14 protein-coding genes are annotated in these 12137 nt (G+C 55.0%); 4 read left to right on the forward strand and 10 right to left on the reverse strand.

The window, feature by feature from the left end; translation table 11 throughout:
* Window positions 1–213: 213 nt before the first annotated feature.
* Complete coding sequence (orn, locus tag QEP11_RS02290; RefSeq protein WP_284334952.1) at window positions 214–828, reverse strand: oligoribonuclease; 615 nt, start codon at window positions 826–828, stop codon at window positions 214–216.
* Between the two features lie 29 nt (window positions 829–857).
* Between orn and QEP11_RS02295 the strand changes: the two genes are divergently transcribed.
* Together QEP11_RS02295 and rsgA are read left to right on the forward strand one after the other, a co-directional pair.
* The gene (locus QEP11_RS02295; protein ID WP_284334953.1) at window positions 858–2177 is read left to right on the forward strand and encodes a M48 family metallopeptidase; all 1320 of its coding nucleotides are present in this window, start codon (window positions 858–860) and stop codon (window positions 2175–2177) included.
* Window positions 2174–3157, forward strand: a complete 984-nt coding sequence (rsgA, locus tag QEP11_RS02300; protein ID WP_284334954.1) for a ribosome small subunit-dependent GTPase A — start codon at window positions 2174–2176, stop codon at window positions 3155–3157. The genes QEP11_RS02295 and rsgA overlap by 4 nt, the downstream gene beginning before the upstream one ends.
* 103 nt (window positions 3158–3260) lie before the next feature.
* Here rsgA and QEP11_RS02305 read toward each other — a convergent pair whose 3' ends face one another.
* The 6 genes from QEP11_RS02305 to rpsP form a co-directional block, all read right to left on the reverse strand.
* Window positions 3261–4247 (reverse strand): CobD/CbiB family protein, encoded by a 987-nt coding sequence (locus tag QEP11_RS02305; protein WP_284334955.1) that lies wholly within the window; start codon window positions 4245–4247, stop codon window positions 3261–3263.
* Window positions 4248–4302: 55 nt separating this feature from the next.
* A complete protein-coding gene (locus QEP11_RS02310) occupies window positions 4303–5016 on the reverse strand; it encodes a CoA pyrophosphatase (protein WP_284334956.1) in 714 nt (237 codons plus the stop codon).
* Between the two features lie 76 nt (window positions 5017–5092).
* On the reverse strand, window positions 5093–5482 hold the full coding sequence (rplS, locus tag QEP11_RS02315; protein WP_284334957.1) for a 50S ribosomal protein L19: 390 nt from the start codon (window positions 5480–5482) through the stop codon (window positions 5093–5095).
* 112 nt (window positions 5483–5594) lie between these two features.
* The gene (trmD, locus tag QEP11_RS02320; protein WP_284334959.1) at window positions 5595–6365 is read right to left on the reverse strand and encodes a tRNA (guanosine(37)-N1)-methyltransferase TrmD; all 771 of its coding nucleotides are present in this window, start codon (window positions 6363–6365) and stop codon (window positions 5595–5597) included.
* 26 nt (window positions 6366–6391) lie between these two features.
* Window positions 6392–6961 carry a ribosome maturation factor RimM gene (rimM, locus tag QEP11_RS02325; RefSeq protein WP_284334960.1) on the reverse strand — a complete coding sequence of 190 codons (570 nt, stop codon included), beginning with the start codon at window positions 6959–6961 and terminating at the stop codon, window positions 6392–6394.
* An 82-nt stretch (window positions 6962–7043) separates the two neighbouring features.
* Window positions 7044–7298 carry a 30S ribosomal protein S16 gene (gene rpsP / locus QEP11_RS02330; protein ID WP_284334961.1) on the reverse strand — a complete coding sequence of 85 codons (255 nt, stop codon included), beginning with the start codon at window positions 7296–7298 and terminating at the stop codon, window positions 7044–7046.
* Between the two features lie 125 nt (window positions 7299–7423).
* Here rpsP and QEP11_RS02335 point away from each other — a divergent pair, with 125 nt between their 5' ends.
* A complete protein-coding gene (locus QEP11_RS02335; RefSeq protein WP_284334962.1) occupies window positions 7424–7948 on the forward strand; it encodes a GNAT family N-acetyltransferase in 525 nt (174 codons plus the stop codon).
* Window positions 7949–7955: 7 nt separating this feature from the next.
* Entirely contained in the window at window positions 7956–8402 is a 447-nt protein-coding gene (locus QEP11_RS02340) for a TM2 domain-containing protein (RefSeq protein WP_284334963.1), read from the forward strand.
* A 110-nt stretch (window positions 8403–8512) separates the two neighbouring features.
* Here the strand turns inward: QEP11_RS02340 and QEP11_RS02345 are convergent, their stop codons facing one another.
* From QEP11_RS02345 to QEP11_RS02355, 3 genes are all read right to left on the reverse strand, one after another.
* Complete coding sequence (locus tag QEP11_RS02345; protein ID WP_284334964.1) at window positions 8513–9523, reverse strand: inorganic phosphate transporter; 1011 nt, start codon at window positions 9521–9523, stop codon at window positions 8513–8515.
* Window positions 9524–9548: 25 nt separating this feature from the next.
* Window positions 9549–10196, reverse strand: a complete 648-nt coding sequence (locus tag QEP11_RS02350) for a DUF47 domain-containing protein (protein ID WP_284334965.1) — start codon at window positions 10194–10196, stop codon at window positions 9549–9551.
* 395 nt (window positions 10197–10591) lie between these two features.
* Window positions 10592–11917: a replication-associated recombination protein A gene (locus QEP11_RS02355; RefSeq protein ID WP_284334966.1), complete on the reverse strand. Its 1326-nt coding sequence runs from the start codon at window positions 11915–11917 to the stop codon at window positions 10592–10594.
* Window positions 11918–12137 lie beyond the last annotated feature (220 nt).

Here is a 12137-nt window from a genome sequence, read left to right on the forward strand (position 1 = left end):
AGGGAAACATCAACCGTCAAACAATGCGTTCCACAATGGTGGAAACGGTGGGCTGTCGTATTCGGCAGCGCTGGCTACTGTAAAAAGCAGCCCGGCGTGCGGGTGTCGGTGCCCGGTGAGTGATGGGAGATGCGCAAATTGCCAAGCAGTCGCTGTAATGTGGACCGCTCTCTCATGGCAAGACGATTATTATCGCATGCCCGTGATTTTTATTCAAATATTAGGGACTTGTTCTGCTACTTGCGCTGCTGGCTCCACCAAAAAGTGTTGCCGGTAATGCTGCAACTCATCAATGGATTCCATCACATCTGCCAATGCCGTATGGCGCTGCGCTTTCTTGAAACTGCTCACCACCTCAGGCTTCCAGCGCTTGGCCAACTCTTTAAGCGTGCTGACATCCACATTGCGATAGTGGAAATAGGCTTCCAGCTTGGGCATGTAACGCGCAAGGAAGCGTCGATCCTGACCAATGCTGTTGCCGCACAGTGGCACTTTCCCTTTGGGAATGTATTTGCCCAAAAAGGCGATCAGTGCAGCTTCCGCCTGGGCTTCATCCACTTGAGATGCTTTCACACGGTCAATCAAGCCACTGCGCCCATGCGTCCCCTTGTTCCAGGCATCCATGCCATTCAACAATTCATCACTTTGGTGAATGGCGAACACTGGGCCTTCGATGCGAATATCCAAATTGGCGTTGGTGATCACCACGGCAATTTCGATAATGCGCTCACGCTCAGGATTCAAGCCGGTCATCTCACAATCTAGCCACACCAGATTGAAATCAGACTTGGGCAACACAGGGGTTTCAGAGAAGGAGGCTGGAGACATCCGTAAATTGTCGCCTACACTCGCCGCCAATGCCGACAACAAATGTTCTTTCCCCCTCGATGGTGCTGACTCTAGCCTTTGCACTTGCATTGGCTCTGCACTTGCTGGTGCAACTTTGGCTCAACACACGCCAGGTGCGCCATGTCGCACAGCATCGCTCGCAAGTTCCCACCGCTTTTGCCAGCCATATCTCACTGGCAGCCCATCAAAAGGCGGCAGACTATACCCTGGCCAAGGCGCGCTTTGGGCTGGTGCACATGGCATGGGGTACCGTCATTTTGCTGGGCTGGACCTTGCTGGGCGGCCTCAGCACGCTCAACCACTTGCTGCTGCACTGGATCGATCCGGGGATGTCCCAGCAACTGCTCCTGCTGGCTACATTTGCACTGATCTCTGGTCTGCTGGAGCTGCCTTTTTCGCGCTATCAGACCTTTGTTCTCGAAGCACGCTTTGGCTTTAACAAAAGCACACTCTCCATCTGGCTGGGAGATTTACTCAAATCCACCCTGCTTGCCAGCATGATTGGCCTGCCCATTGCCTGGGCCATTCTGTGGTTCATGGGTGCTACTGGCAGTTTGTGGTGGCTATGGGCCTGGGGTATCTGGACCGGTTTTCAGCTGCTGCTGATGTGGATATTCCCCACCTTCATTGCTCCGCTGTTCAACAAGTTTGAACCGCTGGCCGACGAAAGCCTCAAAAACCGGGTCACCGCTTTGATGCAGCGCTGCGGATTTGCAGCCAAAGGCCTGTTTGTGATGGATGGCAGTCGCCGCTCTGCCCATGCCAACGCCTATTTCACGGGTTTTGGTGCTTCAAAACGTGTAGTCTTCTACGACACGCTGCTCAAACAATTGAGCGCTGATGAAGTGGAGGCCGTGCTGGCCCACGAACTGGGGCACTTCAAACACAAACACATCACCAAGCGCATGATTGGCATGTTGCTACTGAGTCTGCTGGGCTTTGCCATTTTGGGTTGGCTGTCACAGCAAGTATGGTTCTACACCGGCCTGGGCGTGACCCCGAGCACCGCTAAGGCTTTTGGCATGCCTGCGCACGATAACGCGCTGGCCTTGCTGCTGTTCATGCTTGCCATGCCAGTTTTTACCTTCTGGATTGCGCCCCTGATGGCGCACTTTTCTCGCCGCGACGAATTCGAGGCTGATGCCTATGCCTTAGAGCAAGCCAATGGTGGCGCCTTGGCTAGTGCATTGCTCAAGCTTTATGAAGACAATGCATCCACCCTTACCCCTGATCCGGTGTATGCCCGCTATTACTATTCACATCCCCCTGCCGTGGAACGACTCGCAAGGATGCCACTGCCCCACCCAACCTCAGAAAGCGCTGCATGAGCCGCAGACATAGCAAAGCCGCCATCGTCTCGGAACAAGCCTCCACGGAAGGTTTGGTTGTCGGCAGCCATGGTCGCCACTGCATCATCGAGACCGCCGATGGTGAACGCCGCATCTGCCACCCTCGCGGCAAGAAAAGCCAGGCGGTCGTGGGTGACCGCGTGCTCTGGCAAGCACCGCCCCCCGGTCAGGGCGAGGAAGGCACGATTGAAAAAGTTTTGGAGCGCAGCAATTTGCTGTACCGTCAGGACGAAATCCGCACCAAGACCTTTGCCGCAAATCTGGATCAGGTGCTGATCGTGATTGCAGCCGAACCTGTGTTCTCGGAAAGCCAGTTGGCCCGAGCCCTGATTGCCGCCGAAGATGCAGGCATCACCCCAATCATTGCACTGAATAAGTACGACCTGGAAGAGCCATTTGCCATGGCTTGGCAGCGTCTGGAGGCTTACCGCAGCATCCTCAACGACGACGGCAGTGAGCACTACCCCATCATTCCGCTGAATCTCACGAGCGACGACCCCGAACAAAAAGAAGCACTGATGGCTCTGCTTGATGGCAAACGCACCTTTGTTCTCGGCCCCTCTGGGGTGGGCAAAAGCACGTTGATCAATCTGCTGGTGCCAGGCGCACAAGCCGCTACCAACGAGATCTCCCGCGTCCTGAACACAGGTAAACACACCACAACCACCACCAGTTGGTACTGGATGGACGCTGAGCGCATGACCGCCATCATTGACTCCCCCGGTTTCCAGGAGTTTGGCCTCTACCATATTTCGGCGACTGACCTGCCTAAATGCATGCCAGATATTGGCGCCCTGGCTGACCAGTGCAAGTTCTACAACTGCACGCATCTGCACGAGCCTGGCTGCGCGGTGATGGCACAGGTCGATAACGAGGGCAGCCCACACTACATTCATCCCAACCGTTACCGCATTTACACCGAGTTGTTTGAAGAGCTCAACGCTGGATACAAATATTGATAGCGAAGCTCAAGCCGTTCACCCATCATCAAAGCAGCAAAAAAGCCTGCTGAACAAACAGCAGGCTTTTTTGCAGGAGACAAATTAGCAGGCAATCAGGCAATTAACCCAGAAGACGCGCCAAACTCAGCAGCGCCAGCAACAGCATCCATACCACCACACTGCGCCAGACCAAGCCCACAACCGAACGCAAGTGACCAATCTCCGCTTCTCGGCCAGGGGTTACGCCGGGTTCTTGCCAAGTGTCTTCATCGTCGTAAATCGGCGCAATTTCGACGTTGTCACGCATCTTCAGACCCTCTCCACCCAGACGCACATCAATGGCGCCTGCCGTGGCAGCCAGAATCACACCATCGTTGTCATTCGGGAAATGCTTGGTGTGGAAACGCCAGCCATCAATCGCATCTTCAAAGCTGCCCACAACGGCAAAACTCAGTGCCGTCATGCGGGCTGGCAACCAGTCAATCACCACCCATGCTTGTTTGGCCGATTGCTGCAAGCGCTCACTCACAGGCGCAGCACCTCCAATGGATGTGCGCGACCAGTAGCGCGAAAGATACTCTGCCAGGCGGTAAAGCACAGCCCCGGCAGGCCCCAGCCCCAAAGCGGCCAGCAACGCAAACCAGAACAGCACACCAAACACATGACGGTGTGCGCTCAGCACCGAATACTCGATCACATGGCGCACCACTTCACTGCGCGGAATTTCCGTAGTTTCCACCTGGCGCCAATCGGCCAAAGCTTCGCGAGCGGCCTGCTCATCACCATTGTCAAGCGCATCACGAATGCGTGTGAAATGGTGACTGAACTGGCGAAATCCCAGCGTGACGTACAGCACACCCACATTCCAGAGCATGGCCACCGGCCAGCCTACCCAGCGCATCAGCAACCAGTACAAACCAAGCACCAGCAGCATGGGAGGAATGATGGCCAGCCCCCAGGCTACCCAGCCATGGTGTTCTCGACCTGCATCAAAGTTGCGACGCACAGACACGGACCAGGCCCGCACACCAGCATGCACAAGATTATCTCGTGACAGCGGTCGGGCTTGCTCCAACAACAAGGCAAGCAAGATGGCAAAGAAACTCATACCTTGATGATACTTGCAAGCATTCGCAAGGCCACCGCAAAGCCTTGGAGTTTGTTCAGGCGGCCATGAAATGGTAGAAATTACGCAGCATTCCAGCAGTGGCTCCCCAGATATAACGCTCACGCCCTGCATCGTCATAAGGCATGGAAAACCACTCCCGCTCCCAGCCCTGCCACTGCAAGCGGTGGCGTTGGTGATTGGCTGGATTGAGCAAAAATCGCAGCGGCACCTCAAACACATCGGCCACTTCATAGGGATTAGGTCTGAGCGCTACATCTGGCTGCACCAAAGCCACTACAGGGGTAACGCTAAAGGCAGTGCCAGTTTCATAAACCGGCAAGCTGCCTAACACCTCCACCTGCGCCGCTTCAAGCCCGACCTCTTCTTCAGCCTCGCGCAAAGCGGTGGCGATTACATCTTTGTCTTCAGGATCTTTCTTGCCGCCAGGAAAGGCCACCTGCCCCGAATGCGTGGACAGCTGCTGCGTGCGCTGTGTCAGCAAAACCGTCAACTCCTGGCGCAACACCAAAGGCACCAAAACAGCTGCCTGCACGGGCATACGCTCAACGAACTGTCCTTCCTTGCGCACCTCCGGTTGCCATACAGGCGGTCGTGCAAAACGTGCGCGCAAAGCTTGCGGTGTTTGCCCCTGCAAAGGCACGTCCGGCAAATGCTGATCTGTCCCCACAATGGGTACTTTGCGGGGGTCAAAGTTGGGAATACTGGCGGTCAATGAAGCGGACCGCAGAGGGACTGAAGGGGAAGACAAGAAAGCATCTCCGTCGGCATAAAAAAAGCCGCCACAGCGAACTGTAGCGGCTTTTGCCTGAAAAGGCAGACGCGTATTACTCGGCTGCTGCAGCAACAGTCTTGTTAACGCGTTGTGGCAGCTTTTCCTTGATACGTGCCGACTTGCCGCTGCGCTCACGCAGGAAGTACAGCTTGGCACGACGCACGTCACCACGACGCTTCACTTCGACCTTGGCGATCAAAGGAGAGTAAGTCTGGAATGTACGCTCCACGCCTTCGCCGGAAGAGATCTTACGCACGGTGAACGCGCTGTTCAGACCACGGTTACGCTTAGCGATCACCACGCCTTCATAGGCCTGTACACGCTTGCGCGAACCTTCAACCACGTTCACGGACACGATCACGGTGTCGCCAGGCGCGAAAGAAGGAATGGTCTTGTTCAGGCGAGCAATTTCTTCTTGCTCAAGAGTCTGGATCAGATTCATGATTTCATCCAAATCGATCGTGTCCGCGCCAGGATTGGCAAGCCTCGGGATTGAGGCGTAGGCTGCATTCAAACCGATGCAGCGGCCGGATATAGGATCGAAGAACCGGTAATTATAGCTTGCCTGCGTTTTTTGCCAAAAACCCTTCGTCTTTGGCATCCAGCAGCCCCTTGGCGCGCGCTTGCTCCAGCAGCTCAGGGCGGTACTGGCTGGTAATACGCAAGCGATGGTCGCGGCGCCAGCGCTCGATATTCGCGTGGTGCCCCGATAGCAATGCTGGTGGCACTTCTTGCCCTTCCCAGACTTCGGGACGTGTGTAATGCGGGCAGTCGAGCAAGCCATCCAGCGCCGGGTTGAAGCTGTCCTGCTGAAAACTGCCTTCATCATTGAGCACACCAGGCTGCAAACGCGTGATGGCATCCAGCATCACCATCGCAGCCAGTTCTCCCCCCGACAAAACAAAGTCACCCAGACTCAGCTGATGTGTGACATGCTTATCAATGAAGCGCTGGTCAATACCTTCGTAGCGACCACACAGCAAGATGGCCCCCTGGCTGTCTGCCCATTGCGCCACCACCTCATGCTTTAGCGTGGTACCAATCGGCGAAAACAGCACAACAGGCGTCGGCTCAAGTACCCCGACCTCGGCGCGTGCAGCACAGATGGCCTCCATGCAATGCTGCAACGGCTCCGCCATCATCACCATGCCAGGGCCTCCTCCGAAGGGACGGTCATCCACTCGGCGGTAATTTCCCTCAGCATACTCACGAGGATTCCACAAATGCACCGCGACCTGCCCCGAACCATAAGCGCGGCGTGTTACTCCACTCTCAAGGAATGGAGCAAACATTTCGGGAAACAGGGTAATGATGTCAAAACGCATGGAAGCACAGCCTGCCAAGGCAAGATTTAGTAGTCGGTTTGCCAGTCAGCAATGATGGTCTTGGCCTGCAGATCCACATTGTCGATGTAAGCATCCACAAATGGAATCAAGCGCTCACGCTCCTTGCCATCTTCTTCGTAGCCCAGCACCAAGGTTGTCTGCGGGCCGGTCGCCAGCAAATCTTTGACTACTCCCAGATCCAGGCCTTCACGGTTTCGTACTTGCAAGCCCATCAGATCGACCCAGTAGTACTCACCATCATCCGTTTTGGGAAAATGTTCACGTGCTACAAAAATGCGTGCCCCCCTCAATGCTTCGGCCGCGTTGCGATCTGGCACAGCGGGAGATGTCGCAACAATGGTGTCCGAATGAGGGCGAGCTTGCTTGACTGGCAGCAGCACCGTACCTACAAAATTCTTTGCACCTTTTTCAGCAGGCAGCAAAAACCATTGCTTGGCAGTGAACAATGCCTCAGGGTCGGCGCTGTACGCAATGACCTTGAACCATCCCTTCACCCCCCAAGCATCCGCAATCCGTCCTACCTCCACGGCATCTTCAGGCAGCGCAGCGGATTCAAGTTCAGGCATGTGGCTCATGGAAATCTACAAAAAGCAGAGAAAAGAAAAAACGGGTTCCGTCAGACTAGCCAACGGAACCCGTTTTCTATGAGAGTGCTAATTAAGCAGCAGCCTTAGCAGCAGCTTGCTTGATCAGACGCTCAGCAGTGTCGGAAGCTTGAGCACCAACGCTCTTCCAGTAAGCAACGCGGTCCAGCGCAACGCGCAGGCCTTCTTCAGCGCCGCGAGCGTTAGGGTTGTAGAAACCCAGACGTTCGATGCACTCGCCGTCACGACGAACGCGCTTGTCAACAGCGATAAGATTGAAAAATGGACGTGCCTTGGAGCCGCCACGGGAGAGTCGAATAACGACCATGATTTATCCTTCGGGTGGTCGCAGCAAATTTGCTGCAAGAGTTTTTCACGACGTTTGAGACACGCGACATGGCCACCCGGCCAGCGACACGCCGAAAACGTAGATTATATAGGTTTCTTATTTCTATGCCTACTGTTCGTGCAAGCGAGCCTTTGGACCTGCCGGCTATTACCGCTATTTATCGCCATCACGTTCTGCATGGAACGGGGACTTTTGAGATCGAACCACCCACACTGGCGGATATGTCAGCCCGGCGCCAAGACGTTTTGAGCAAAAACCTGCCTTGGCTGGTGGCAGAAAGTGCTGACGGCTCGATCCTGGGCTACGCCTACGCCAACTGGTTCAAACCCCGCCCGGCATTTCGCTTTTCCGCTGAAGACTCCATCTACATTGCTGATGCCGCCCGAGGACAAGGCATTGGCAAAGCCTTACTCCACGCCTTGTGCAATGAGTGCGAAGCAGTTGGTGTGCGCAAGCTGATCGCCGTGATTGGCGACAGTGCCAACACCGGCTCCATTGCCCTGCATCACGGCGCTGGCTTCTCCCATGCAGGCACTTTGAGCAGCGTCGGCTGGAAATTTGACCGCTGGCTGGATGTCGTAATGATGGAGAAGTCCCTAGGTGCGGGAGACCGCAGCTCTCCCGAATAATGGGCGCATGAAAAACAAGACGACCGCTGCATGGCTGGCCTTCATCGGAGGGCCGTTGGGTCTGCATCGCTTCTATCTGTACGGACTGGGCGACACTTTAGGCTGGCTACTTCCTGTTCCTACTGCGCTTGGCCTTTACGGTATACAGCGCATGCAGCAGTTCGGTCAGGATGATCAGCTCAGTTGGTTGCTGATTCCACTATTGGGCTTCACGATTGCTGCGTGTGCACTGGTGGCGATTGTGTATGGCCTGCGCAGCCCGGAACAATGGAACAGCTGCTTCAATCCCCAGGCCAAGCAAGATGCACAGCCAGGCGCCACCAACTGGTTCACCATTGGCGCTATCGCCCTGGCCTTGATGATTGGTGCAGCGGTGCTTATGGCCAGCTTGGCCTATAGCTTCCAGCATTACTTTGAATACCAGATCGAAGAAGCACGCAAAATTTCACAGTAGATGCGGCTCTACACCCAGTCTCCAAACAAGCCCCAAAAGCAAAAGGACTTCGAAGCCTTTTCGCATCGAAGTCCTTTGTGTGGAAGCTGTCAGCCCCATGGGAAAACTGCTTAGTACAACTGCAGGCTTATCCAGTAAGCAATTGCAGCCACAAACGCGCTGGCAGGAATGGTCAGGATCCAGGCCCAGACGATATTGCCTGCGACGCCCCAGCGTACCGCGCTCATGCGCTGCGTGGAGCCCACACCCACAATCGCGCCTGTAATGGTGTGCGTGGTCGAGACAGGCACACCCATCATGGTGGCAGTGAACAAGGTGATGGCACCACCGGTTTCCGCACAGAAACCTCCAACTGGCTTGAGCTTGGTGATTTTCTGACCCATGGTCTTCACGATACGCCAGCCACCAAACATCGTACCCATGCCAATCGCAGCGTAACAGCTCACGATCACCCACAGGGGCGGCGATGTTTCGCCACTGCTCATATAGCCGGTTGCCAGCAGCAAGAGCCAAACAATACCGATGGTTTTCTGGGCATCGTTACCGCCATGCCCCAAAGAATACGCACCCGCAGACACCAGTTGCAAGCGGCGGAACCATTTGTCTACCTTGCTGGGGCGGGAGCGGCGACAAATCCAAGCCACCGCCACCATCAACAGCGATCCGAACAAGAAGCCCAACATCGGCGAGATGAAGATAAACGCTACCACCTTGAAGATACCGCTGGCAATCAGCGATCCTGTGCCTGCCTTGGCAATCACAGCACCCACAATGCCGCCAATCAAAGCGTGTGAGGAGCTAGAGGGAATGCCGTAATACCAAGTGATCAGGTTCCAGACGATGGCGCCAGCCAGAGCACCAAACACCACATGGGTGTCCACAATATCCGGATTCACGATTCCTTTACCCACTGTCGCAGCCACACTCAGGTGAAAGACGAAGATAGCGATAAAGTTAAAAAATGCTGCAAAGACCACGGCTTGCGTGGGCTTGAGCACACCGGTTGAGACCACGGTTGCGATGGAGTTAGCCGCATCATGAAAACCATTCATGAAGTCGAACACCAGCGCCATCGCCACCAACAAAATGACCACCCACAGAGCGGCTTGTACGGTTTCCATGTTCAGGATTCCCTGTGCCGTTCAATCAGGAGTTCTCGAGGACGATGCCCTCGATGATGTTGGCCACGAATTCGCACTTGTCGGTGATGGTTTCCATCAACTCATACACGGCTTTGAGCTTGATGAGCTCACGCACATCCTCTTCTTCGCGGAACAGCTTGCTTATTGCAGCACGCAGCACACGGTCGGCATCCGATTCCAGACGGTCAATTTCCTCGCACGTCTTGAGTGCAGCATCCACTGTAGACTGGTCTGCCAGGTGGTTGAGCAGCTTGACGGCGTCACGCAGGCGCTCACAGCATTTGAGACTCAAGTCCGCCAGACGGTGGATTTCCTCGGTCATGGTGCGAATGTCATACAGCGCCATGGCCTCCGCCGAGTCCTGAATCAGGTCCGCCACATCATCCATGCTGTTGATCAGGCTATGGATGTGTTCACGATCGATGGGCGTGATGAATGTCTGGTGCAGCGTTCTGCTCACTTCGGTGGTCACGCGATCAGCAGCAAGCTCGGCGCTATCCACATCATTGATGTACTTTTCACGCAAATGGGGATCGTTGTAGTTCGCCACCAGTTGAGAAAAAGCACGTGCTGCCTCAACAATGCGCTCGGCATGTTGATCAAACATTACGAAAAAATTGCCTTCGCGCGGCAAGAGCTTGCCAAACAGCATGAACGCTCCTTAAAGGAATAATGCGAATAAAAGTGGACAACCCACACGCAATCAACGTGCAGGCAGCAAAAAAATCTTTGCGTATCCGGCAAACACACCGACGTCGCCCGCAGCCGACGCCTTTCATGCAAGCCATCAACAATGAATAGGCTGCATGCTAGCCAAACACTCAGCCCGCATGCATCTGCCGGGATTTTCCATGACAAAGCCATGAAGATTTAATTAAATTTTTATGACAGTCTCATGACAGACCCTGTAACAGACTCTCAAGACGTGAGCACCAACTCTTCTCATGTATCGCTTCTCAGTGCCGATATGAAGCGAGAAAATCGCCAACTCAAACACCCAAGCTTTTTGTTGCAATGCAACAACAAGAACTGCTCATACGACTGCAATCATGGCTTGCGCTGCTGAGGCGAAGCCGCATTCAATTGCCGCAAATGCTCCAGTTTTTCACCAATTTTGATTTCCATTCCTCTGGGAACCGGTTGGTAAAAGCGGGGATTCTCCATCCCCTCTGGAAAGTAGTCCTCTCCGGCTGCAAAGCCACCTTCTTCGTCGTGGGCGTATCGGTAACCCTTACCCCAATCCATGTCTTTCATCATCTTGGTGGGCGCGTTGCGCAAATGCATCGGAATCGGGCGGGTACTTTCGGTTTTAACCAGGGCTTTCATCTGGTTATAGGCCTTGTAACCCGCGTTGCTCTTCGGCGCGACCGCCAAATACAGCACTGCCTGCGCTAATGCCAGCTCACCTTCCGGACTGCCCAAACGCTCATAAGTGGTTGCGGCATCGTTGGCAATTTGCATGGCTCGCGGGTCAGCCAAACCAATGTCCTCCCACGCCATGCGCACAATACGCCTTGCCATGTAACGCGGGTCTGCGCCACCATCGAGCATGCGCACCAGCCAATACAAGGCAGCGTCTGGGTCTGAACCGCGCACCGATTTGTGCAAGGCACTGATGGTGTCGTAGAACTGTTCGCCGCCTTTGTCGTAACGGCGCATGCGCTCGCCCAGCACTTGCAGCAACCAGGCATCGGTGATGGATTCCACCTGGGCCTGCTCTGCTGTAATGGACAGTGTCTCCAGCGTATTGAGCAGGCGGCGCGCATCACCATCGGCATAGGCAATCAGGCGCTCCAGCGCATCTTCGTCAATCGCAGGGACAGCCTGTAACGCCTGCGCTTTGGCCACTATTTGAGCCAAGTCTGCGGGTGTGAGGCTTTGCAGCACATAGACTGCAGCACGACTGAGCAATGCAGAGTTCACCTCGAACGATGGGTTCTCCGTGGTGGCGCCAATGAAGGTAAAAAGCCCGCTCTCCACATGTGGCAGAAAGGCATCTTGCTGGCTTTTGTTGAAGCGGTGTACTTCGTCGACAAAAACAATTGTGCGCTGCGGCATCAACCCATTGCGCGCTGCCTCCGCCCTTTCCACCGCCTCACGGATATCTTTCACCCCTCCCAGCACTGCACTGATGGAGATGAACTGTGCATCAAATGCATCAGCCATCAAACGGGCAATGGTGGTCTTGCCCACACCCGGAGGCCCCCAAAGAATGCAACTGTGAGGGCGCCCGGACTCAAAAGCCAAGCGCAATGGCATGCCCTCACCCAGCACATGCTGCTGACCTACCACCTCTGCCAGCGTGCGCGGGCGTAATCGTTCTGGCAACGGCTGATGCAGGGCCGTATCGCCACCTGTTTTGACGTTGGACAAATCGACTTCACCTTTCAGGGTTGTTTGAGAGTTTTCCGAATATCAGAAATTCAGATGCGGCAAAATACGTAGTTCAGCGGATCTATGCACTTCTTGCGCGATGGCTACCACCACCAGCTCTGAAGATTGCGTCACTCCACCAGCAAGCCACAAGCTTAAATGGTACCGATGCCCGCCTCGTCTGCCTGCGCTGCGATCCACGTTCGGCAACACTCCCAAC

Source organism: Comamonas halotolerans (genome assembly GCF_030162935.1).
In the GTDB taxonomy this organism is placed as follows: domain Bacteria; phylum Pseudomonadota; class Gammaproteobacteria; order Burkholderiales; family Burkholderiaceae_C; genus Comamonas; species Comamonas halotolerans.